Source organism: Rufibacter roseolus (genome assembly GCF_017916365.1).
GTDB classification, from domain to species: domain Bacteria; phylum Bacteroidota; class Bacteroidia; order Cytophagales; family Hymenobacteraceae; genus Nibribacter; species Nibribacter roseolus.
Genome location: NZ_JAFMSU010000002.1, coordinates 1,044,642 through 1,067,596 on the forward strand (window position 1 = coordinate 1,044,642; position 22,955 = coordinate 1,067,596).

At 53.0% G+C, this 22,955-nt stretch carries 25 protein-coding genes; 17 read left to right on the forward strand and 8 right to left on the reverse strand.

Annotated features, from left to right (window positions below; all coding sequences use genetic code 11):
• The first annotated feature begins 11 nt into the window (after positions 1-11).
• The 4 genes from egtD to J3P35_RS13320 all read left to right on the forward strand — a co-directional run bounded on the left by egtD (position 12) and on the right by J3P35_RS13320 (position 4,562).
• Entirely contained in the window at positions 12-1,013 is a 1,002-nt protein-coding gene (gene egtD / locus J3P35_RS13305; protein ID WP_210465068.1) for an L-histidine N(alpha)-methyltransferase, read from the forward strand.
• A gap of 205 nt (positions 1,014-1,218) precedes the next feature.
• Complete coding sequence (locus J3P35_RS13310; protein WP_210465069.1) at positions 1,219-2,313, forward strand: pyridoxal phosphate-dependent aminotransferase; 1,095 nt, start codon at positions 1,219-1,221, stop codon at positions 2,311-2,313.
• A 298-nt stretch (positions 2,314-2,611) separates the two neighbouring features.
• Entirely contained in the window at positions 2,612-3,946 is a 1,335-nt protein-coding gene (locus J3P35_RS13315) for an MATE family efflux transporter (RefSeq protein WP_317195382.1), read from the forward strand.
• 67 nt (positions 3,947-4,013) lie between these two features.
• Complete coding sequence (locus J3P35_RS13320; protein WP_210465070.1) at positions 4,014-4,562, forward strand: DUF922 domain-containing protein; 549 nt, start codon at positions 4,014-4,016, stop codon at positions 4,560-4,562.
• Positions 4,563-4,778: 216 nt separating this feature from the next.
• Here the strand turns inward: J3P35_RS13320 and J3P35_RS13325 are convergent, their stop codons facing one another.
• Positions 4,779-6,317, reverse strand: a complete 1,539-nt coding sequence (locus J3P35_RS13325; protein WP_210465071.1) for an FAD-dependent oxidoreductase — start codon at positions 6,315-6,317, stop codon at positions 4,779-4,781.
• 142 nt (positions 6,318-6,459) lie between these two features.
• Between J3P35_RS13325 and J3P35_RS13330 the strand changes: the two genes are divergently transcribed.
• Complete coding sequence (locus J3P35_RS13330) at positions 6,460-6,798, forward strand: tRNA-binding protein (protein WP_210465072.1); 339 nt, start codon at positions 6,460-6,462, stop codon at positions 6,796-6,798.
• Here J3P35_RS13330 and J3P35_RS13335 read toward each other — a convergent pair.
• Positions 6,791-7,255, reverse strand: a complete 465-nt coding sequence (locus J3P35_RS13335) for a DUF4296 domain-containing protein (RefSeq protein WP_210465073.1) — start codon at positions 7,253-7,255, stop codon at positions 6,791-6,793. The two genes, J3P35_RS13330 and J3P35_RS13335, sit on opposite strands and share 8 nt — an antisense overlap.
• A gap of 77 nt (positions 7,256-7,332) precedes the next feature.
• On the opposite strand from J3P35_RS13335, the gene J3P35_RS13340 reads away from it, so the two are divergent.
• From J3P35_RS13340 to J3P35_RS13360, 5 genes are all read left to right on the forward strand, one after another.
• Positions 7,333-8,214, forward strand: a complete 882-nt coding sequence (locus J3P35_RS13340) for a DUF58 domain-containing protein (RefSeq protein WP_210465074.1) — start codon at positions 7,333-7,335, stop codon at positions 8,212-8,214.
• Between the two features lie 141 nt (positions 8,215-8,355).
• Positions 8,356-9,282 (forward strand): hypothetical protein, encoded by a 927-nt coding sequence (locus tag J3P35_RS13345; protein WP_210465075.1) that lies wholly within the window; start codon positions 8,356-8,358, stop codon positions 9,280-9,282.
• Complete coding sequence (locus J3P35_RS13350) at positions 9,263-10,312, forward strand: VWA domain-containing protein (protein WP_210465076.1); 1,050 nt, start codon at positions 9,263-9,265, stop codon at positions 10,310-10,312. Before J3P35_RS13345 ends, J3P35_RS13350 begins: the two co-directional genes overlap by 20 nt.
• Entirely contained in the window at positions 10,312-10,995 is a 684-nt protein-coding gene (locus J3P35_RS13355) for a YggS family pyridoxal phosphate-dependent enzyme (RefSeq protein ID WP_210465077.1), read from the forward strand. The genes J3P35_RS13350 and J3P35_RS13355 overlap by 1 nt, the downstream gene beginning before the upstream one ends.
• A gap of 449 nt (positions 10,996-11,444) precedes the next feature.
• On the forward strand, positions 11,445-11,825 hold the full coding sequence (locus tag J3P35_RS13360; protein ID WP_210465078.1) for a DUF423 domain-containing protein: 381 nt from the start codon (positions 11,445-11,447) through the stop codon (positions 11,823-11,825).
• Positions 11,826-11,911: 86 nt separating this feature from the next.
• Here the strand turns inward: J3P35_RS13360 and J3P35_RS13365 are convergent, their stop codons facing one another.
• Genes J3P35_RS13365 through J3P35_RS13375 form a run of 3 tightly spaced genes read right to left on the reverse strand, consistent with a single transcriptional unit; the run spans position 11,912 to position 14,231 of the window.
• A complete protein-coding gene (locus J3P35_RS13365; RefSeq protein WP_210465079.1) occupies positions 11,912-12,367 on the reverse strand; it encodes a DUF1573 domain-containing protein in 456 nt (151 codons plus the stop codon).
• Positions 12,368-12,411: 44 nt separating this feature from the next.
• Positions 12,412-13,839, reverse strand: a complete 1,428-nt coding sequence (locus J3P35_RS13370; protein WP_210465080.1) for an ATP-dependent DNA helicase — start codon at positions 13,837-13,839, stop codon at positions 12,412-12,414.
• A gap of 2 nt (positions 13,840-13,841) precedes the next feature.
• Positions 13,842-14,231 (reverse strand): PaaI family thioesterase, encoded by a 390-nt coding sequence (locus J3P35_RS13375; RefSeq protein WP_317195383.1) that lies wholly within the window; start codon positions 14,229-14,231, stop codon positions 13,842-13,844.
• Positions 14,232-14,335: 104 nt separating this feature from the next.
• Here J3P35_RS13375 and J3P35_RS13380 point away from each other — a divergent pair, with 104 nt between their 5' ends.
• Complete coding sequence (locus J3P35_RS13380) at positions 14,336-14,821, forward strand: NUDIX domain-containing protein (protein WP_210465082.1); 486 nt, start codon at positions 14,336-14,338, stop codon at positions 14,819-14,821.
• 637 nt (positions 14,822-15,458) lie between these two features.
• Here J3P35_RS13380 and J3P35_RS13385 read toward each other — a convergent pair.
• Positions 15,459-16,409 carry an aldo/keto reductase gene (locus J3P35_RS13385; protein ID WP_210465083.1) on the reverse strand — a complete coding sequence of 317 codons (951 nt, stop codon included), beginning with the start codon at positions 16,407-16,409 and terminating at the stop codon, positions 15,459-15,461.
• Between the two features lie 109 nt (positions 16,410-16,518).
• On the reverse strand, positions 16,519-17,151 hold the full coding sequence (locus J3P35_RS13390; RefSeq protein ID WP_210465084.1) for an NAD(P)H-dependent oxidoreductase: 633 nt from the start codon (positions 17,149-17,151) through the stop codon (positions 16,519-16,521).
• Between the two features lie 125 nt (positions 17,152-17,276).
• Between J3P35_RS13390 and J3P35_RS13395 the strand changes: the two genes are divergently transcribed.
• Positions 17,277-17,657: a winged helix-turn-helix transcriptional regulator gene (locus J3P35_RS13395; protein WP_210465085.1), complete on the forward strand. Its 381-nt coding sequence runs from the start codon at positions 17,277-17,279 to the stop codon at positions 17,655-17,657.
• 40 nt (positions 17,658-17,697) lie between these two features.
• Here J3P35_RS13395 and J3P35_RS13400 read toward each other — a convergent pair whose 3' ends face one another.
• Positions 17,698-18,960: a dicarboxylate/amino acid:cation symporter gene (locus J3P35_RS13400; RefSeq protein ID WP_210465086.1), complete on the reverse strand. Its 1,263-nt coding sequence runs from the start codon at positions 18,958-18,960 to the stop codon at positions 17,698-17,700.
• A gap of 311 nt (positions 18,961-19,271) precedes the next feature.
• Between J3P35_RS13400 and parS the strand changes: the two genes are divergently transcribed.
• The 5 genes from parS (at position 19,272) to J3P35_RS13425 (ending at position 22,952) form a co-directional block, all read left to right on the forward strand.
• Positions 19,272-19,703: a type II RES/Xre toxin-antitoxin system antitoxin gene (parS, locus tag J3P35_RS13405; protein WP_210465087.1), complete on the forward strand. Its 432-nt coding sequence runs from the start codon at positions 19,272-19,274 to the stop codon at positions 19,701-19,703.
• A complete protein-coding gene (locus J3P35_RS13410; RefSeq protein ID WP_210465088.1) occupies positions 19,700-20,161 on the forward strand; it encodes an RES family NAD+ phosphorylase in 462 nt (153 codons plus the stop codon). Before parS ends, J3P35_RS13410 begins: the two co-directional genes overlap by 4 nt.
• Before the next feature lie 81 nt (positions 20,162-20,242).
• A complete protein-coding gene (locus J3P35_RS13415; RefSeq protein WP_210465089.1) occupies positions 20,243-20,881 on the forward strand; it encodes a class I SAM-dependent methyltransferase in 639 nt (212 codons plus the stop codon).
• Positions 20,882-21,012: 131 nt separating this feature from the next.
• The gene (locus J3P35_RS13420) at positions 21,013-21,825 is read left to right on the forward strand and encodes a PhzF family phenazine biosynthesis protein (RefSeq protein WP_210465090.1); all 813 of its coding nucleotides are present in this window, start codon (positions 21,013-21,015) and stop codon (positions 21,823-21,825) included.
• A gap of 149 nt (positions 21,826-21,974) precedes the next feature.
• Entirely contained in the window at positions 21,975-22,952 is a 978-nt protein-coding gene (locus J3P35_RS13425) for a N(4)-(beta-N-acetylglucosaminyl)-L-asparaginase (protein ID WP_210465091.1), read from the forward strand.
• The last annotated feature ends 3 nt before the right edge of the window (positions 22,953-22,955 follow it).

Genomic DNA, 22,955 nt, shown 5'->3' on the forward strand with positions numbered 1-22,955 from the left:
CAACTTAACCTATGACCTTCACCTCTACCCATAATCGCCTGATTGACCTGTTGCCCACCCGTGTGTCTGATGATAACGGCCTGGCCCAGGACGTCATGCAAGGCTTTAACCAAAGCCCCAAAAGGCTTTCTTCCAGATTCTTTTATGACGCCAAAGGTAGCCAGCTTTTTCAGCAGATCATGCAGTTGCCGGAGTATTACCTCACCAAACTGGAGCACCAGATCCTGTCAAAGCAAAGGAAGGAAATCCTCTTCGCCATGGATACCCACACGCCTTTCCAGCTGGTGGATCTGGGCGCCGGCGACGCCTACAAAACCAAACTGCTCCTGGCTGAACTGGTAGCCTCCCAAGCAGATTTCTCCTACGTGCCCCTGGATATCTCTGATGACCAACTAAACCTGCTTCTGGAGGATCTGCACCACCGCTGGCCCAAGCTGCCCGTGCAAGCCCTGGCCGCCGAGTACTTCCAAGGCCTGGAATGGCTGAACCAAAACCAGCGCCAGCGCAAAGTGGTTTTGTTCCTGGGCTCCAACATCGGCAACTTTGACCTGGACGAAGCCCGCAAATTCCTGTGTACCCTGCGCCAAAGCCTGAACCCCGAAGATGCTTTTCTTTTGGGCCTGGACCTGCGCAAGGACCCTGAGAAAATGCGCCGCGCCTACGCCGATGCCGCTGGCGTGACCTCAGCCTTTAACCTGAACCTGCTTCACCGCATTAACAAAGAGCTGCAGGCCAACTTTGACCTGGACCAGTTCCAGCATTTCGCAGAGTATGACCCACTGGAAGGCACCATGCGTAGCTTCCTTATCAGCAAAATAAACCAGGAGGTGTACATAGGGGCGCTGGGCCAGACTTTCTCTTTTGAGGCCTGGGAGGCTATTCATACAGAGAACTCTTACAAATTCTCTTTACGGCAGGTTGAGGAAATGGCCAAGGCCTGCGGCTTCACGGTACAGGACGTGTTCACAGACCCCAGCCACGGCTTCGCTGATGTTCTCCTGAGACCGGTTTAATTCCTGATTGTTGATTGTTGGTCTATAGTCCGTTTGTTTATCCTGATAGTAGCCTGTTTTGCTGAAAACAAGCCTAAAACAGGTTAGACAAAGAATTTCCATCTGATTTGCACCAAGATTTGACCATTTATTTAATCCAACTAACTTTATCGCAAATCCAAACCATCACCCATTAGCAATCAACAACTAACAATCAACCATCAAAATGGATGTCATTCCGCTGCATTTAGGTGTCAGTCATTTTCACTCCCCCGCTGTGGCCGTAATGGCCATGCAGGAAGCCGTAGGCCGCCACAACACGTACTATGGTCCCAATGAAGGACTGCCCGAGCTGCGGTACGCCTTGGCTCAGCGGTACCTCGAAGACGAGAATCTACCCGTTCCTGCCGAACAGATCCTGATCACGCATGGCGCCAAACACGCCATTCACCTGTACCTGCAAAGCCTGCTGCATCCCAACGATGAGGTGGTGGCCCTGGCCCCGTACTGGTTTGCTTTCCCGGAACTGATCAGGCAGAGCGGCGGGAAACTGGTGACCGTACAGGCCAACCCCGAGGAAGGCTACGCAATCAACCTGGAGAACCTGCGCCAGAAAATCACCCCAGACACCAAACTGCTCATCCTCACCAACCCCGGCAACCCCACGGGAAAAGTATATTCACTGGCCGAGTTGGAGCAGGTGGCTCATCTGCTGGAGGAGTTCCCTAACCTGCACCTGCTCTCAGATGAAATATATGACGGTCTTGCTTACGAGGGAAAAGTCAACAGCTTTTTACGCTTTGAGCATCTGCGAGATAGAGTAGCCGTAGTGAATGGTTTCTCTAAGTCCTTTGCCATGTCTGGTTGGCGAATAGGCTACCTCATCGCGCCCTTTGATATTCTGCACAAAGCCACCGAACTGCAGCATAAACTTGTTTCGGGGGTATCGCCTTTCCTGCAGGCCGGCGCTGCCGCGGCTATCCAAAATCGGCATCAGATCTGGCAGCATTTTAGAACAGATTTGGACGTTAGGCGACAGCGCGTAATCCAGGAATTCGAGCAAATGCCCAAACTTAAATTCACCGTGCCAGATGCCGGGTACTACTTCACCCTGCAAGTAGACGGTTGCCTGCAGCCTCAGGACCCGACTTCGCCTTTCCAGTTGGTTGAGGAATGGGCCGCGGCGCTCAAAGACCAGGTGGGCCTGGAGGTGCTGTGCGCTACCAAGATGTGCATGCCCGGTGCCGTGCGGATGTCTTTCGCCTTGCCGGAGGAAGTGCTGGAAAGCGCCATGCTCCGCCTGAAAGCTTTTGTTTCCTAAATCCTGGTCATCGTAAATCTTTTCTGGAGAATTTTGACACTCAAATATCCAATTTGGCTATCGGCCCTACCCCGGCGATGGGCTAAAATTCCTTATTTCGGCTGAATAGAATCTCACAGCATTTTAGCGGCCTTTTAGTAAAATCAGGTAAAAAACGGTCACATTTTTAAAACACGTTGTTTTCCTTCTTTAGCAGATAATCAGAAGTGGTTTCCAGCACTTCTTTGCGTATTGGACATTTGTCCTAAGGGATAGGGAAAATAGCCGTAGCTTTGCGGCCTGTTTTAAAAATTTGCCCGTGATTTTCTCCACCCAATACCGCGAACATTATAAAAGTACCTTCTGGCTGGCCTACCCGGTGGTCCTGAGCCAACTAGGGCACATCCTGGTAACGGTGACCGACAGCGTGATGGCGGGCCGTATTGGGACGGCGCAGCTGGCGGCTGCCTCCTTGGGGAACAGTATCTTCACCATCACGCTGGTGTTTGGCCTGGGCATCTCCTTCAGCATCACACCCCTGGTAGCCCGCGCCGATGGCCGGAAAAACCACACCCGCATTGCCTTGATCCTGCTCAATGGCCTGGTGCTGAATACCGGAATGGGCGTGCTGCTCTTTCTGGCGTTCTGGGGCCTCTCTCCTTTTATTGCCTATCTGAACCAACCTCAGGAGGTGGTGCGCCTGGCCATCCCGTACGTGAACATCCTGTTTTTGTCCATGGTGCCGCTGATGGTGTTCCAGGCGTTCAAGCAGTTTGCCGAGGGGCTTTCCCTTACCAGGCAGTCTATGTACATTTCCATCTTCGCCAACGTGGTGAATGTGGTCCTGAACTATGTACTCATCTACGGAAAACTGGGCTTGCCGGCCTTGGGCCTGAACGGAGCAGCCTGGGCCACGTTCATCTCGCGGGTTCTCATGGCCATCATGATGACGGCCTTCATTTACTTTTCTCCCCGTTTTGCGCGGTACCGGCATTACATGCGCCGCCAGCATATTTCCTGGACCCACATGACCCGCATGTTCAAGATCGGCTTACCTATCTCGCTGCAGATGATCTTTGAGATGGGGGCTTTCAGTTTCTCTGCGGTGATGATTGGCTGGGTGGGCGCCCGTGATCTGGCGGCGCACCAGATTGCCCTGAACGTAGCCTCGGTGACGTACATGATGGCCAGCGGCATCTCGGCGGCGGCCACCATCAGGGTGGGCAAACTGCGCGGCTCCGGTGACCTGCACGGTGCGCACGTGGCCGGCAACAGCAGCCTGATCCTGGGTGCCCTCTTCATGGCTGGCAGCGCCACGTTGATCATCCTGGGCAAGGACCTGATTCCGCATTTATATGTGAAGGATATGGCGGTTCACGCGCTGGCCTCTAAACTGCTTATCATTGCGGCGGTTTTCCAGTTATCTGATGGCGTGCAGGTGGTGGGGCTTGGCGCTTTGCGCGGGCTGGAGGATGTGAAAGTACCCAGTATGATCTCCCTGTTTTCCTACTGGCTTATTGCCTTGCCAATAGGTTTTGCCCTGGGCTTCTGGCTGGATTTAGCCGCCGTGGGCATCTGGCTTGGGTTGTTTACGGGCCTTACCATTGCGGCGCTGCTGCTATTTTTCCGGTTCAGAAAACTGAGTCCGCAATAATTTTTTTATAACTTAGTTGTGATAGGAGGAAACTCCTTTTGGTTGGGAGTGTGTTACCGCAGCAGCTATGTCGTTTTACTTTCTACCGCTCTGGATCAGCACGCTGTTTTTAGCCGCTTTTCCTGATACTAACCCTAAACCGATTGCCCCCACCATTGACATCCCCTGGACGGTGCAGAAGCGTCTAACCTGGGATGACTTCGCGGGCAGTCCCGCGCCCACAAACCAACACCACGCCCTCACTTCCACCAATATGGAGATGAAGGTGAAATGCGAGAACAACCAGCTCAAGTTTAAAGTAGAGGCTGTTTTCAACCCCAAAGAATCCTGGACCCGGAACAAAACCTCTGTAATGCTGCTGGCCCATGAGCAACTGCACTTTGACTTAACCGAGCTCCACGCCCGGCAACTGCGCAAGCGCCTGAAGGAACTGCCCAACGCCTGTAACCGCGGCGCCGCAGACCTGAACAGATACGCCAGCGAGGCCTTTGAGAAATGGCACAAGGAGCAGGATCTCTACGACCGCGAAAGCCGCCACGGGCTTGACAAAGACCAGCAACTGGAGTGGATTGCCTCAGTTGAGTTAAGACTAAAACAACTGGAGGCTTATAAGTAGTTGTTAGTTTTTAGTGTTTAGTTTTTAGGCTAATTTCAGTAAAAGAGCCTGAAAATGGTTTTGCTATAAAAGAAGAAGAGCCTGAAAGTATCATCTGCCAGGCTCTTCTTATTTTATAGGCTATTTGCAAGCCTGCTAACTACGGTATGATTCCGGTGTATGGTATTCGGAACTCATCACTAAAAACTAACAACTAATCGCTAGAAACTAATTAGACTATAGTTTCTCCAAGTCTCTAGGCGCCGGGCCGGCTACTACTTTCCCGTAAGGGTCAAAGCGGGAGCCGTGGCAAGGGCAATCCCAGGAGTTCTCCACGTTGTTCCAGTGCACAATACAGCCCAAGTGCGTACACACCGCTGAGCATTCGTGGCGGTTTCCCTGGGCATCGGCGTAGATGGCCACTTTGCTTACGCCTTTCTGCACTACTATGCCAGTACCAGGCGCAATGGTGTCTTCCTCCTTGTTGCCGGGCTTCACCCAATCCAGGTACTGGCCTGCCACGTTGAGGTTTTCTTTCAGGAACTCCTTTGCTGAATCGGTGGAGAAGGTGACGCGGCCGGGGTCATAGAGTTTCTCCCATGGGTTCACCCGCTCCATGATCAGGTCGGTGATGAGGATACCCGCGATGGTGCCGTGGGTCATGCCGTGGCCAGAGTCGCCGGTGGCAATGTAGACATGCTTGCTGTCGCCGGGGTTGCGCCCTATAAAGCCCATGAAGTCCACCGGCTCCATCACCTGGCCAGACCAACGGAATACCACGTCCTGCACCATGGGGTACTTCTTGCTGGTCCACTCTTCCAGGCAGTCAAAACGTTCGGCTTCATCGCCTTTGCTTTGGCCGGTTTTGTGGTCTTCGCCGCCCACAATCAAAATCTCAGACTCCAGGTTCTCTTCGCCGGCCACGGTGCCCAGCCGCACATAGTGGTAAGGATCAGAATCGTCCCAGTACAAGGCTTTGGGAACACTGCCAGTAGGCACGCGGGCGCCAATTACGTAAGTGCGGTAGGGCGCCTGCTTTGTGTGCATGGTCACCTGGTCGTTCACCGGGGTGTTGGTACAAACCACCAGATGGTTGGCGGTGACGGAGAAACCAGCATCGGTGATGGCGCGGTGCACCCTCCCAGTGTCAAATTCCTTTACGTGGCTGTTGGTGTAGATCTCCCCGGCGTGGTCCAGGATGTAGCGGGCCAGCACAGACAGGTATTTCACCGGGTGGAACTGCGCCTGGCGCGGGAACATGAGGCATGGCCCTTCGCTCACGCTGGGCAAGGGGCACTGCTTCAATTTCACCACATCCATGATGCCCAGTTCATGGCAGGCAGCAAGTTCCTGGTCCAATTGGTCCTCGGTATCGGTGGCACCCAGGAAGAGGTAGCCGGGCAGGTATTCAAAATCACACTGGATCTTCTCGTCTTTTATGATCTCCTCAATCTTATGGATGGCATCGCTGTGGCTTTCATAGGCCAGCAGGGCCTGCGCTTTACCAAAGACCTTGATGAGGGTGGAATAGCGGTCATCCAGGGCCCAGGAAAGATGGGCGGTGGTACGGCTGGTTTCGCCGCCGCAGATTTCCCCGGCATCTACCACCACTACTTTCTTGCCTTCTTTGGCCAGCAGGTAAGCCGTGGTAAGGCCAGATATACCCGCGCCCACCACACAGACATCGGTGGTGACGTTGGTGTTCAGGGTTTGGGTAACCGGCATCTCCACGCCGGGCTGCCAAACCGATAAAGTTGTACCCGTGTTGTTTTTCATAGTTTGGTGAGGTCTAGATAGAAGCAGCCGCCACAGAAGCACCGCCTCTTTGGATACGGGTCCTTAAGGTAGAGGTTTCTACTGAGCCTGGCCCGTATTTGTCCCTTACAGCCTCACCACTTAACTTAGGCGCAAAAAGAACATGGAAAATAACATCACCTGGGAGCAATTCATGGCCGTGGACCTGCGGGTGGGCACCATTGTCCAGGCCGAGGCTTTCCCCCAGGCCCGCAAACCAGCCTATAAACTCTGGGTGGATCTAGGCGAGTTGGGAATAAAGAAGTCCAGCGCACAAATAACCAACCGCTATACGTTAGAAGAGGTGGTGGGCAAACAGGTCATCTGCGTCACCAACTTTCCTAAGAAGCAGATAGGTCCCTGGCTCTCTGAAGTGCTGGTGACCGGTTTTGAGGATGAGGAAGGCCATATTGTGCTGGCCCAACCCCAGGCCAACGTGCCCAACGGCAAAAGGCTTATTTGATCATCTTTCGGGCCCGCTGCTGGCGTGCCTTCAAAGAATCTACGAGCGGCAGGCGTTTGAACTTTTGAAGGGTTTTGGCCTTGGCAGTATCTGGCGATGGTGTTGGAGGAGCAACTGGTTGCGGGGCTTCCTGCGCGCCGGCTTTGGTCAGTTTGGCCTCACGCAGACTAAGGCTGTCTAACACCGCCTCGTAGATCTTGTCCATTTTGGCAGGATCGGAAAGGTAATAGTCATAACTGTGCTTGAACGCACTGTCTGTAACACCCTGGCGTTTTAAGATCAGCTTGTGGGCCTCGCGGTACGCTACCCTGGAGGAGTCAAAATGGTGGATAGTGCGACCAATGGCGGCCTCGGTGAGGTGAACGTCTATCATGATGCGGGTCATCTTCTCCTCAGGAATCAAATCGGCTGGTTTTTCTGGCTCGGGGGTACAGGACAGCAGCGCAAGCGGAAGCAAAAGGAGACACAAACGTTTTTTCACGCGGTTGTTCGTAAGTTTGGGTAATTTTAAGGCGGCACAAATCTTCAGAGGCTATGAAAGACTTGGTCAGGAAGCTACGAAAGTACGAGATACAGATTAGAAAGGCAATTGACGCCCAGATGCAGGGCGACTTCAAATCGGTCTTCAAGAGTTCTGGGCTTGAGTTTGATGATGTGCGCGCCTACCAGTACGGCGATGACGTGCGGTCCATTGACTGGAACGTATCGGCCAAAGGCCACGGCACCTTCGTGAAAACCTACCGCGAGGAAAAAGAGCAGAACGTGTTCCTGCTCCTGGACGTGAGCGGCTCCCATGCCCTGGGCGCGCCCGGGCTGCAGAAGATGGACATCGGGAAGGAAATCAGCGGGATATTGGCTTTGTCTGCATTGAAACAAGGAAGCCAACTGGGCATGATCTGTTTCAGTGATGGCAAAGAGCGCTATGTGAAGCCGGGCAAAGGCAACGAACACGCCTACAGCCTCATCAAAACCCTGGCCTTGCTGCAGCCGCAATCGCTTAAAACCAACATTGGAGCAGGCATCAAACTTTGCCTCAACGTGGTGAAGCGCAAAAGCATTATCATCCTGATCTCGGATTTCATTGACCTGAACTACGAGCGCGAGCTCATCATGCTGGCCAAGAAACATGACCTTATTGTGCTGCAGCTCATGGACAAGCGGGAGATTGATTTTCCTAAGCTGGGCATTATTCCGCTGCAGGACAAAGAGACCGGCAAAACCATCTGGGTGAATACCTCCTCCAAGGATTTCAGGGAACGGTACCTGATCCCCTACGCCCGGAACCAGGAACGGCTGATAAAACTATGCCGCCAGTACCAGGCAGATTTCCTGCCCATCTTTGTGGACCAAGATTACGTGCCCCAACTGGTGAACCTGTTCAGGGCCCGTAACAGAACCATGAAACGGAGTGCCTGAGCACCTGAGGCTATGTTTAATGCCAGTTTTTGGAATAATGACCCAAAAACAGGCTTCGCTGTCAGGCTGAAAACAAACAACAAATATAAAACGGGCAAAAGGCTGGCCTTGTGTCAGGCGGTGAACCTATAAAAACAGACATTGTCGCAATTACTTAAAAAGACAGGTTGGCTTTTGCTCTGCCTGTTTCCATTCTTTACCTGGGCTCAGCTACCAAAAATAAAGGTAGAAGGCTTTTTCCTGCGCGACTCCGTGGAAATTGGCCAGTCGGTGAAATATGTGCTGCGCTCCAGGCACGCCCCGCAGGCCGAGGTGGTTTTCCCGGATACCTCTTTCTCCTTTGCGCCTTTTGAACTGGTTCGCAAGGAATTCCACCCCACCTATACTGCCAAAGGCATCAGCACAGACAGTACTATTTACGTTTTACGCACCTTCAGTTTGAAGCCAGTGCAGTCGCTCCAGGTTACGGCCCAGTTATTTCATAGCGGCGACACCCTGCAAATTGTCACGTCGCCAGACTCAGTATTCGTAAAACAGTATGTCACTTCCGTCCCTGATCCTTTGCCCCTGAAATCTGCCACGCAATTGCAACCCGTGCCCGAGCAGTTCAACTACGTGTACTGGATTATGGGTCTTGTGGCGGGCTCTATTCTGATTGGCGGCGTATGGGTTCTGTTTGGCAAAAGCATCAACAACCGATACAAACTGTACGTGCTCCAGAAAGACCAGCACCAGTTCTTGTCCCGTTTCCAGACTTCCAAAGAGCGTTTCCAGAGAGGTAAAACTCTGGATCAACTGGAAAGAGCTATCACTTTGTGGAAGAATTACTTAACCAAGCTGGAAGACACGGAGATTAACTCCTTTACCACGAAGGAAATTGCTTCTTATTACGAAGAAGACGAACGGGTGAGCAACGCCCTTAAGGTCTGCGACCGCGCCATCTACGGCAACATCATCTCGGATGATGAAACCGAGGTGGCCGACTCTTTAAGCCAGCTAGCCGATTTTGCCGGCCACCGGTATGTTTTAATCAGAGACTCCCTGCGCAATGTGGCAAGCTCCCGCTGATTTTTCCTGGCTCAACCTGAACTGGTTCTCCTGGCGCACCTGGCAGTCCTTTGACTGGGCCAACCCGGGCTATTTGTACGCGCTCCTGCTGGTGCCGCTGCTGTTCCTGCTGCGGTGGCTTTTCACGGTGCGATTCCGCCGGAAAATGGATGTGGCTTTATTCGAGGGTAACGTAACATGGCACTGGACGGGTCTCCTGCGCTACCTCCCCGATGTGGTGTTTGGTCTGTTTCTGATGCTGGTCTTGGTGGCTCTGGCCCGGCCCCAGAAAACCGATGAAACCGTGGAGCTCTCTTCTGAGGGAATTGACATTGTGCTGGTCATGGACGTCTCAGGCTCCATGGAACTGACCGATTTTCTACCCAACCGCCTGGAAGCAGCCAAGGAGGTGGCCCTGCAGTTTGTGAACGGCCGGGTGCAGGACAGAATCGGGCTGGTTGTCTTCGCGGGCCGCGCCTTCTCCCTCGCCCCCCTCACCACCGACTACGAACTGGTACGGGAAAGCATCCGGAGTATCAAGCTGGGCATGGTCTCAGAGGACGGTACCGCCATTGGTAGCGCTTTGGCCGTAGCCATCAACCGTCTGCGGGAGTCCAAAGCCAAATCAAAAGTCTGCATTCTCATCAGCGACGGGGAAAACACCGCCGGCAGCCTGGACCCGGAACTGGCTGCCCAGCTGGCGCACGCTTTCCAGCTGAAGCTGTACACAGTGGGCATTGGCCGGGAAGGAACCGTGCAGATGGAGGCTGATTCTACCGGCAAGATGGTGACCATACAGACCGGGCTGGAGGAAAAGACGCTGCGGCAACTTGCATCTCTGGCTGAGGGGCAGTTCTTCCGGGCGCAGGATGCCGGGGCCCTCACCGAGATCTTCCAGCGCATCAACCGCCTGGAGAAAACCGAGATCAAAGAAACCCGTTACCGCGACACCCGGGACTATTACCAGATTTACCTGCGCTGGGCCATTGTGCTGCTGTTGCTGTGGCTTCTGCTCAAAAACACCTTTTTCACCAATGCGTTAGAAGATTGATGAGGACAATTGAAGAAAAAATACAAGATTTCCAGCAGCGGTTGAGCGGGACCAACTGCCGTCTTATTGCCGTGTCTAAAACCCACCCGGTGGAGTTGATCAGGGAGGCATATGACGGCGGGCAGCGAGCCTTCGGGGAGAACAAAGCCCAGGAGATGACGGCCAAACAGCCCCTTCTTCCGCCTGATGTGGAGTGGCACATGATCGGGCACCTGCAGACAAATAAAGTGAAGTACATCGCCTCGTTTGTGCACCTCATCCAGTCGGTAGACAGTTTGCGTTTACTGCATGAAATTGATAAACAAGGCCAAAAACATAACCGGGTCATTGATTGCCTTTTGCAGTTCTATATCGCGGAGGAGGAAACCAAATTCGGGTTGGACCTGGAGGAAGCCCGGCAGATCCTGAGGTCTACGGAATACAGCCAATTAAAGAACGTGCGTATCTGCGGCGTCATGGGCGTAGCCACCAACACCAATGATGAGCAGCACCTGCAAAGGGAATTTGCGCGTTTGCGGGGCTACTTTGAGGCTTTAAGAGACGAGTTCTTCCCTAATGCGCCGCACTTCAAAGAAATTTCCATGGGCATGAGCTCAGATTACCAACTGGCCATTGCCGAGGGCAGCACCATGATCAGAGTGGGCAGCGCCATCTTCGGCAACCGGAATTATCAGTTACAATAATCAGTACCTGATATTAAAATGGCTTTCACCGTTTATTTTAAGTACTCCATCTGTGCCACTATAGGCCTGATTCTGGGACTGACAGTTATATTCCATATACAACTCTCCCTTTTGCTGGAGGAAGTATATCAGATATCCATCCACAACCATTATCCGGTATTAACCTATATCCTTCTATTTGTATTGACTACCCCAGTGGCAGTTTTTATTAATAGGTATTTTAATTATTTACAGGCAATCACATATGACCACCTTTTAAGGATAGGTATTGTAGCTACTCTATCCTATTTGCTTCCAGGCTATTTATTTTTCACTTTATTAAACAACAATAAGTCTGTTTCACTAGGTGAAAGTATGTTTTTAGCAGGGTTTGGTATATTTGTTTGCTTTGGCCTAGCTGCTTTACAAGCGGTGCTTCTGGAAAAGTATTTTAACCGAAAAACATTAGCATGACCATTAAAACGATATTGATCCTGGGCGCTCTGCTGAGCGGACTGGGCGTAATGATTGGCGCCTTCGGGGCACATGGACTGGCCAAATTACTCACTGAGACCGGCCGCACCGAAACTTTTGAGACGGCTGTAAAATATCAGATGTACCATGCCTTGGGCCTGCTGCTAGTGGGCGTGCTCATGAGCCAGTATCCGGCGGCAACCGGCATGGGAGTCTCAGGTATTTGCTTCCTCATAGGTATTCTTATTTTCTCCGGCTCTTTGTACATCCTTTGCCTCACGGGTATTAGATGGATGGGCGCCATCACTCCTATAGGAGGTTTGTTTCTCATTGCCGGCTGGCTGAACCTGGTGTGGGCTTTGGTGAAGAACCTGTAACCATTTATCTCTTTATAAAAAAACGCCTCTCCTGCTTGAGCAAGAGAGGCGTTTTTTATGCCTATTCAGAAAATCAGGCAGAAAACTTAGTTGGAAGTAGCTGCCGCAATGGTGGTTACAATCATAACCTGGGCGTTGCCTTGCACGGCGTTTGACTCTACGGTGATAACCTTATTTTGCTGACCGCGTTTGCCAGCGCTGTTGAACTTGGCTGTGATGGATGCGGTCTCGCCGGGCATTACCGGAGTTTTAGGATAATCTGTGGCGGTGCAGCCGCAGGTAGTGCGCACATTGGAAATGATTAAAGGCAAGGTACCGTTGTTGGTGAACTTGAAGGTGTGCTCTACCACGTCGCCGGCTTTGATCACCCCGAAGTCGAACTTCTGCTCCTCAAAAAGGATGGACGGACCTACGGGTGCAGGGGCCGGCGCAGCGATAGGTGTGACCGGAACCGCAGCGGCCTGGGTCGTTGAGTTAGTCTGGGCCATGGCCGCGCCGCTACCAAAAAGCAGGAACAAAGCGCCAATCAAGAGTTTTTTCATATCGATTGCTGTTAAGTATTAGCAGGTTTATACTGCTAAAGTAATCATTCTTCTACACGTTCTGGCGCATTCTCCAGCAGTTTCTCATTGAAGTTCACCAGGAACAGCTGCTCAGAGGCCCGGGTGGCGGCAGTGTACAGCCAACGCGCGAACTCCTGGGTCACCAGATCCTCTTTCAGGAAACCGTGGTCCACGAACACTGCCTGCCACTGCCCGCCCTGCGCTTTATGGCAGGTAAGCGCGTAGGCAAACTTCACCTGAAGGGCGTTCAGGTACTTGTCCTGGCGCATTTCCTGGGCGCGGGCGCGTTTGCTGGTGATGTGCTGGTAATCTTCCAGCACCTGCTGATAGAGCGCCTTGTTCTTGTCGGCGGGCAGAGCCGGGGCCTCAGTGTACAGGGTGTCCAGCATGATCTTGGTGTCTAATTCCTCCTCGTTGGGGTAATCCACAAAGCGGATTCTTACATCTGCGAAGCGCATGCCATACATTTCCTCGTAGCGAATTATCTTAGTAATCTCCACGAAGTCACCATTGGCCATGAACCCGATGCTGGAGTCTTTGGGCAGCCAGGTGTAATTGTTGCGCACGATCATGAGGTAATCGCCCACACCAATCTCGTCCTCGGCAAAGAAGATCTGCCGCCGGATATGCTGGTTGTACAGGTTCGCGGTTTTGTTTGACCGGCAGATCACCGTGGTGTTGTCAATCCCGAACTTATCGTAGGCGTACCGCAGGCCGTCTTCCAGCTTGTCGCCGCGCATGGAGAAAATATCGCGGTAGCCTTTCGTTCTGAAAGCCAGCTCGGGCTGCTCTTTGACCAATTCATTCCGCAATCGAGTGGCGTTCATCAAAATCCCGGATTCCTCGGCCTGGCGCATGACCTGGCGCATCTCCATCTCGTGTACGTGGCACTTGAAATTGCTCTGTAGGTACGCCGCATCCAGCGACGGGCTGATGGCTTGGTTCACGGGCGGCAACTGGGCCGTATCGCCGATGAGCAGCAGTTTGTTGCTGGGTTTCTCAAACACGTAGCCCATCAGGTCCTGCAACAGCCCGTTATCCCCGAAGGCTTTGTCATCTGAGATCATGGAGGCCTCATCCACGATGTAGATGACCTGCTCGCTCTTGTTGGGCTGGCGAGAAAAAGCCAGGCCCTCTGAGTACGGGTTGGCCGTCTGTTTGTAGATCTTCTTGTGGATGGTAGACGCCGGCTTTGCCGAATAGGTGGACATGACCTTGGCGGCGCGGCCCGTTGGCGCCAGCAGCACATACTTGTACCCGAAACTGTTGAGGATTTTCACCAAAGAACTCACCACCGTGGTTTTACCGGTACCTGCGAAACCCTTCAGCAGGAACACTTCCTTAAGGCCGGTGCGGCGCATGATGAAATGGTCCAGCTTCTGGAAAAGGTTGGCCTGGTCTTGGGTGGGTTCAAACGGGAAATTCTTGCGGAGCGCTTCTGCGGGAGTCATGTTTAGTTCTGGAGGGTTGCGGCCTGAGGCTGTAAGATAGCCATGGTTGCCGAGGCTTTCGCGACCTGGTTTTTCTGGCCACTGCCATCTATACTAAAGATTTCTGCCTCACAAAAGTTCAACCTTCTGCCCTGTTTTAAGACCCAACCCTTGGCAAAAAGCGCCTCTCCCACGCCGGGATTCAGATAAGAAATGTTCAAGTTAGAGGTAACCACGTGCTGGTCTGCGGGCACCAAGGTCACGGCCGCAAAACCCATCACCACATCCGCCAGCGTGGCAATGACGCCGCCGTGGGCGAAGCCTTTGTGCTGTTTATGCTTCTCCTCCAGGGTCAGGGTGCCTTCAATTAGGCCTATTTCTATCGTTTCTATTTCAAAACCCAGCAAATGCATGTAAAATTGCCGCTGAAGTTTTTCTTTTACCGTATTTGAGAAATCAGGATTGAACGTCTTTAACATCGGGCAAAAGTACTGCCTGGTGGCCTGCCCTACAACCTATGGAGAACATTCATCCGCTTGCGGAAACTTACTCGTCTAAAGCCAGAATCAGAGTATGCGGACTTCTGGTCCAGGAAGATACCTTACTTTTAGCACGTCACAAAGCCGCCTTCGGAGAAGGCAATTACTGGATGCCCCCCGGCGGCGGGCTTGATTTCGGGGAAAAGGTGAAAGATTGCCTCCGGCGGGAGTTTCTGGAAGAAACCGGGTTGGAGGTGGAAGTAGGCCGGTTTCTCTACCTGAATGAGTTTTTGCGGCCTCCGCTCCACGCTATTGAGCTTTTCTTTGAGGTAAGATTAGTCAGCGGCACTTTGGCGTTGGGCACTGACCCGGAGCATGAGCCACATGCCCAGCTGCTGGAAGAAGTGAAATTCCTGAGCATCCGGGACATGTTCCAACTGCAGCGCGATGAACTGCACCCAATTCTGCACGCGCTGGTGAACCTGGATGATTTGTTTATCCCGAGGCAGACATTTCTGGATTGAGGCTGTAGGCTGTTTTGGGGCCGTTTTTGGAAAAATGTGCCTAAAACAGGTTTTGCCACCTTTAAAATCAAGTGGTATGCTTTCCTAGAACCCAAATCATCTTTCCCACCGGCAATTTCTTTTTTGACCACGCCGAAGGCGGAAGTGTATACCTGGGGGTTTTAGGTTTCCATTCGGTTTAATAACTGTAAATACCAGGCCCGCCTTGCCACCCACATTTCCTCCCCAAAAAATGGTGGTTCCCTGTACAGGCCCTACAAGAGATGCTCCTGCTTCCTATCTGGCATCGGCATAGACACTCGCATGACCTCCGGACGTTGCTGCGTCTTGAGGCAAAACCTACCCACCACTCACTGGCGCGAGCCTCCGTCTCGTGCTTCTTTTGCTGCTTACCGAATGGATGAAGGATAAACTACTATCTATAATGCGTGCGGACACGAGCCGGAGGCTCGCGCCAGCGAGGAGATACCGCCCCCCTACTCTGAGGGCGGGGGTGGTTCTTTTTTCAAGAATGTTTTCAGGTTTGTTAGCCCTTTCCATGAAAGAGCCACTTCCTGTTTTAAGGCCGTTTTCTGAAAAACGGCCTTAAAACAGGAAGCGGCTCTTTTAGAATCATCATTTAGCATAAATGGCCAGATCAATAAGCGCTGGCCTTATCTAGTAAAGCGATATCCTCTTGACTTAAAGTGATCTGTGCGGCTCTGGTTAAATCATGCAATTGCTCCAGGCTGGTAGCGCTGGCAATGGGCGCGGTGATACTGGGGCGGGCCATGAGCCAGGCGAGGGACACTTGTGCCGGGTTGGCGTTGTGTCTGGCAGCTACTTCATCTAGGGCGGAAAGGATGCTGAAACCCCGGTCGTTGAGGAACCGCTTCACGCCGCCGCCGCGGGGGCTTTTGTTCAGGTCATCCTCGGAACGGTACTTGCCGGTGAGGAACCCGCTGGCCAGGGCATAGTAGCAGATCACCCCAATTTCCTCCTGCAGTACTAAGGGCTCCAACTCGGCTTCAAACTCCTGGCGGCTGTAGAGGTTGTACTCTGGTTGAAGACTTTGGTAGATGGGCAGGTTGTGCTGCTTGCTCGTTTCCAGGGCGGCTTTCAAACGGTCGGCTTTGATGTTGGAGGCCCCGATGGCCCGAATCTTACCGGCTTTGATGAGCCGGTCATAGGCTTCCAGGGTTTCCTCAAACGGGGTGCTGGCATCGTCTACGTGCGACTGGTACAGGTCAATGTAATCGGTTTGGAGGCGGCGCAGGGACTCTTCTACCCGCTCAAAGATGTACTCCTTTTTGAGGCCTTTTTTGTCTGGGGCAATCTCCCAGCCTACTTTGGTGGCGATGACTACTTTGTCGCGGTTGCCACGGGACTTAAGCCAGTTCCCGATGATGGTTTCAGACTCTCCGCCGGTGTTGCCGGGAACCCAGACCGAATAGCCATCTGCGGTGTCAAGGAGGTTGAAACCGGAATCGGTGAAGGCATCCAGCAGTTGGAAAGACGTTTTCTCGTCAATGGTCCAGCCGAAGACGTTTCCGCCGAAGGCCAGCGGGGCCACTTCCAGCCTTGATTTTCCTAAGGTGCGTTTTTTCATCGTTTTAATAAAAGAAAGGTAAATACGCGGTAAAAAAGAAACCCGCTGAGACCGGTAATCTGGCCAGGCAGCGGGTTCTATCTATTTATTCTCCTTTAGAAGGGATTGGTTACGCTACTGTAAGGAAAAATTCATCTGCGGGGCGGCGCACTTTCTTCGCCGAGGCCAGAAAATCTTTCTCGGCATCGCGGTAGCCTAAGGCAAGTAAGGCTACGCTACGCAGGCCTTTCTCGCGCAGGCCCAGCAGCTCGTCCAGGGCAGCCGGGTTGAATCCTTCCATCGGGGTGGAGTCTACTTTCTCGTGGGAGGCGGCTACCAGGCCGGTACCCAAGGCGATGTACGCCTGTTTGGCCGCCCACTGGAAGTTCTCCTCAGCGGTTCTGCTTGTAATTACTCCGGTAAGGCTTTGGGCAAAACCAGCCAGTGACTCAAGGCTTACGCCTCTTTCGGCGGCAATTCTTTCCATGTATTCGGTCACCTGCTCTTCCGTTAGGTTATCCCAGGCGGCAAACACCAGTAAGTGCGAGCCTTCAATTACCTGCGGCTGTTTGGCCGCCTCGGCGTGGATCTGTTTTAAAACCTCTGGGTCTTCAATCACCACCACGTTGTAAGGCTGGAAGCCCATGGAAGAAGCAGAAAGCCGGATGGCTTCCAGAATGTTATCTAATTTCTCCTGGGGAATTTTCTCGCCCGTCATCCGTTTGGTGGCATAGCGCCAGTTGAGGTCCTGAAGTAAGTTCATTTTTATGGAGTTTGTTAAAATAATTGTCTCTACGATAGTTGTATAAACAAATTTACGTACATTTGGTTTCAAATAGATACTGGTTTACGTTTGTATACTAGTATACCCGTAGAAATCATACTCATATGGAAGCAGTTATCGAAAAACCCGTCATCAAGCAAGATCGCAATCTGTGCATCACCCACATCCTGCCCATCAGAGATGCGCTGGATATTTTAAGCGGGAAATGGAAGATTCCGATTATTGTGGCCCTCTGCGTACATAAAAGACGCTTCAAAGAACTGCACCGCGATGTGCAGGGCATCACCGCCAAGATGCTCTCCAAAGAACTGAAAGAGCTGGAAATGAACAAACTGGTGAAACGTACCGTGCATGACACCTCCCCAGTAACCGTGGAATACTCTATCACCGAATACGGCCACAGCCTTACCCCTGTTATCAACGAACTGCGCGACTGGGGCATGAAGCACCGCGACAAGATCATCTACCACCCCGAGGAGGTTTAGCGTTTCGGGGCTGTTTTCTTAAAAACAGCCCCGAAACATTTTATCCGATCAGCTTTTTGGCCTGTATCACGTCTATCTCCTTTTCCCATCTAGCCACGAAGATGGTAGCCACGGCATTGCCGATGAGGTTGGTGAGCGCGCGGGCCTCACTCATGAACCGGTCAATACCCAGGATGAGCGCCAGCCCGGCCACCGGCACATGCCCTACTGCCGGCAAGGTGGCCGCCAGCGTGATAAATCCGCTGCCCGTGACCCCGGCCGCTCCTTTGGAGGTGAGCAACAACACCAAAAGTAAAGTCAGTTGCTCGCTGAAGCCCATGGGCGTATCGGTGGCTTGCGCCACGAACACAGCGGCCATGGTAAGATAGATGGAAGTCCCGTCCAGATTGAAGGAATAGCCGGTGGGCACCACCAGGCCCACCACCGGTTTGGCGCAACCCAGGCGCTCCAGTTTCTCAATGAGGCTCGGCAGCGCCGCCTCAGAAGAAGACGTGCCCAGCACAATCAGAAGCTCTTCTCTTATAAAACGGAGCAGTTTGAAGATATTGAAGCCTATCGCCTTCATCACTGCGCCCAGTACAATCACAATAAAGAGCACGCAGGTGAGGTAGAAAGAGCCCATCAGCTGCCCCAACGCACCCAGAGAAGCCAACCCGTATTTGCCAATGGTGTACGCCATAGCCCCCAACGCACCCAAAGGCGCTACTTTCATGATGATGTGGATGACGACGAACAGCGCCGAGGCCAGCGACTGAATCCCGTTGTACACCGGCCGGCCCCGCTCCCCCACCTTGGACAAGCCAAACCCGAACAGCACCGAGAAAAACAGGATCTGCAGCAAATCGCCTTTGGCCAGGGCATCTATGATGTTGTTGGGGATAAGGTGCAGCAGGAAACCTACGGCGCCGGTGGTCTCCGCCTTCTCGCCGGCACTGGTCATGGCAGAAAGCGCCTCGGTATCCAAGGTGGCAGCGTCTACGTGCATGCCGGTGCCCGGCTGCAGCACATTCACCACCAACAGCCCCAACAGCAACGCCACCGTGGTGAGTACCTCAAAGTACAGCAGCGCCTTCACGCCTACCCTGCCAACCTGTTTCATGTCCTGCATACCGGCAATACCCGTGACAATGGTACAGAACACCACCGGCCCGATCATCATTTTCACCAGCTTGATAAAGGCATCGCCCAGCGGTTTGAGCTGCACCGCCAGATCCGGCATAAAATGCCCCAGGGCAATTCCAATTATAATAGCGCTGATAACCTGTAAATAGAGGCTTTTGTAGAGGGGTTTCTTCCGGATCATGTAAGCGTGGGTAAAAGCAAGGGATAAGGATAGCCACTTTAAACGGAAGCTGCAACTAAAGGGCGTTTCTAACAAAGGATTGTCGCTCCAAAACCTCTAGGTTCCTGTTTATTGGCCATCTTTTGAAAATCAGTCCTAAAACGCACCTGGCTTCTTAGCTTCTGTTCAGGTCTATGAAGTACCTGATTCTTAAGGCCTGCTTCTGCTAAATTTCTGCTCCTTTATAAACAGAAGATGAACGTGTAAACTATTCCCCGACAAGTGTCGTTAATTAAATGACAATTGTTACCTTTGATTAAACGCGTATGACCATGGCCGCAGCAACCCTCAACCTTGAAACCAACCTTTCCAACACCTCGGTAGATGACCGCGACATCCTGATGCTGGTGCAGACGGTGCGCCAGGGCATCAAATACCCGCTGTTCGTGAAGATTGCGAGCCAGAGTCCGTTCAACCTGAGTGAGTGGTCGGTGTTTCTGCACTTGTCTGAGCGCACCATCCAGCGGTACAAAAAGGAAAAGAAAACCTTCGATCCCATCCACTCCGAGAAAATCCTGGAGGTGACCTTGCTCTACAAACGCGGCATAGAAGTGTTCGGGAACCCCGAAAATTTCAATGCCTGGCTGGAGGCGAAGAACGTGGCCCTGGGCGGCATCACCCCCAAAAGCCTGCTGGATACCACCTTCGGGATCAGTTTGCTCAAAGACGAGCTCACGCGCATTGAACACGGCGTGCTGGCATGATTGTTTTCAGGCTGAGCAAAGGTCTTTACAGGAACGATCTCTCGGGCCGCGGGGCCGAGTTGGCGGGCGGGCGCTGGAACAGCAAAGGCACCGCCCTGCTCTATACCTGCGAGTCGCGCGCGCTCTGCACCACCGAGATTGCCGTACACACGCCCCTGGGCATTGTCCCCGCAGATTACTGGCTTATTACGCTGGAAGTCCCGGATGATTTGGCGTTGGGCGAGGTACCCGTCTCCCAACTCCCGCCCGACTGGAAATCCTTCCCGCACCCCAATGCCACCCAGCTCATCGGGGATGCCTTTGTGCGGGAAGCGCAATTCGCAGGAATCAAAGTTCCGTCAGCGGTGGTCCACGGTGACCATAACTACCTGTTCAACCCCCGCCACCCTGAGTTTCCGCAGATCAAGCTGCTGGATTCTGAGCCGTTCCCTTTTGACGAAAGATTGTTTGTAAAATAAGGATGCTAGATGGCGTGGTGCGTTTTACGCCCATTTTTTTCAAACTAGCCTTAAACTGGAATCATATAACAGGTTGGAACCATGGACAGCTACCGCGTGAACTTCGAGACCTGGAACAAACTGGCCCCTGCTTACCAGGACAAATTCATGGACCTGGACCTGTACAATGACACCTATGATCTTTTCTGCGGATTGATCCCAAAGGCCAATGCCCGCATTCTGGAAATAGGGTGCGGCCCGGGGAACATCACGCGTTATCTCTTATCCCAACGGCCCGATTTCCGGCTGGAAGCCATTGACACGGCTCCCAACATGATCCAACTGGCCCGGGAGAACAACCCATCGGCTACTTTCCAGGTCATGGATGCCCGGGAGATAGATACCTTGCCGCTCGCCTATGCCGGCATCATCTGCGGCTTTTGCCTCCCCTATTTATCCAGGGAAGATTGCGCCAAACTCATCAAAGACGCGGCACAACTACTGGAGGGAAAAGGCATCCTGTACCTCAGCGCCATTGAGGGCGATTATGAGAAATCTGGCTACGAAACCTCCTCCAGCGGCCAGGACCGGATGTTTGTCTATTACCACCACGCAGATTACCTCACCGAGAAGCTTCAGGCCAACGGCTTTGAACTGGTCCATCTGCTCCGGAAAGGCTACCAGAACTCTGCCGGCTCCCCTTCCACCCACCTGATTTTCATCGGCCGGAAAAAAAAGTAACGCAAGCAGATTATCCGGGATGGATTGGCGGCCTGTCAGCCGTTACCTTAACCGCCTGAGATTAAATTTTTCCGAAGGTTCTTTCTTATACCTGCAAGTCTTTATTAGATTCAAACCTTAGAAGCAGGACCATGAAAATAAAGACCTACATCATAGACGCTTTCACGAGCCAGACCTTCAAAGGTAATCCGGCCGGCGTTTGCCTCCTGGCCGAGCCTCTGGAGGAAAGAAACATGCAGGCTATCGCCGCGGAGATGAACCTCTCTGAGACCGCTTTCCTGGTGCAGCGCCGTGATGCGCCTGAGTTCTTTGACATCCGGTACTTCACACCCACCGTGGAAATAGCATTCTGCGGACATGCCACCCTGGCCTCGGCGAAGCTGGTGCTGGAGAAACTGGGCCTGGAACAGGTGACATTTACCACCCAGCACCAGTTGGTACTTCAGGCTTTGAAGGAGCCAGATTCCATTCTCATGCAGTTTCCGCTGTACGGCTATGCACCACAGGCTGACATGCTGGGGGTTTTTGAGGCGTTAAACCTTCCGTCCACCCTCCCGCTTTATTTCTCGGAGGCTATCCAGATGCTCATCCTGGAGGTGACCGACAAAGAAACCCTGCTCCAGCTTCGGCCTGATTTTGGGCAACTGCTCAGGGTGGTAGACATCGCCAATGGCCTGGCGGTGACTACCAGGTCAGAAGACCCCGAGTTTGATTTCTATTCCCGGTGTTTCTGGCCCTGGGTGGGCATCAACGAGGATCCGGTGACGGGCTCGGCGCACAGCGTTCTGGCGAAGTACTGGTCAGACCGATTGCACAAGACCCAACTGCGGGCATTTCAGCTCTCGGCCAGAGGCGGCTATCTGCACCTGAACATCAAAGACGGCAAAACGCTGGAGGTGCGCAGCCAGGCGCAGATTGTCCTGGAAGGTGAGCTGACCCTATAATTAAGATGTGTTTTTTCCTCCTGAGTCTCTCCCTTTCCGCCATCCGTATTCCGATGCCGTTTAGGGGCCGTTTTTTCAAAAACAGCCCCTAAACACCGGTAATCTTTTTCCTTGAAATTCTTCCAAGCACCTAATACTCCAACTACTCCATGAGCAGCAGACGCCGTTTCTTAAAGTTATCCGCTATGGGCACCGCCCTGGTCAGCGGGTTCTACCCTATCCACAAGGCTTTTTCCGGTTCTATAAAGCAGGGCAAAACAAACAAGCCGTTGGTGATCTCCACCTGGGACCACGGCATGCCCGCGAACGATGCGGCCTGGAAAATCCTCTCCCAAGGCGGCAATGCCCTGGATGCCGTGGAAGCCGGCGTGCGCGTACCCGAAGGCGACCCCAAGGTGCGCACCGTGGGCTACGGCGGTTACCCAGACCGGGAAGGCAACGTGACCCTTGATGCCTGCATCATGGACAAAGACAGCAACTGCGGCTCGGTGGCTTACCTGCAGCATATCAAGCACCCCATCTCGGTGGCCCGCAAGGTTATGGAAAACACGCCGCACGTGATGCTGGTGGGCGATGGTGCCCTGCAGTTTGCCTTGTCCCAAGGATTCCAGAAAGAGAACCTGCTCACGGCAGAGTCTGAGAAAGACTGGAAAAACTGGCTTAAAGAATCAAAGTACAAGCCGGTCATCAACATAGAGAACCATGACACCATCGGGTTGCTGGCTTTAGACTCGCATGGAGACCTGGCCGGAGCCTGTACCACCAGCGGCGCTGCCTTCAAAATGCGGGGCCGCGTAGGCGACTCCCCTATCATCGGGGCAGGCTTGTTCGTGGACAATGAAATAGGCGCCGCCACCGCTACCGGTCTGGGCGAGGCCGTGATCAGGATGGTAGGCAGCCATTTGGTGGTGGAACTCATGCGCCAGGGCCACGCCCCAGAGAAAGCCTGCCGCCTGGCTGTGGAACGCATTATCCAGAAGCAGAAAAACGTGAAAGACCTGCAGGTGGGCTTTATCGCCATCAACAAGCAGGGCGAGTACGGCGGTTACTGTATCCAGCGGGGGTTCAACTATGCCGTGCGCGATACCACCACCAACAAATTGCTGGATGCCAAATTCAAACTGTAACCT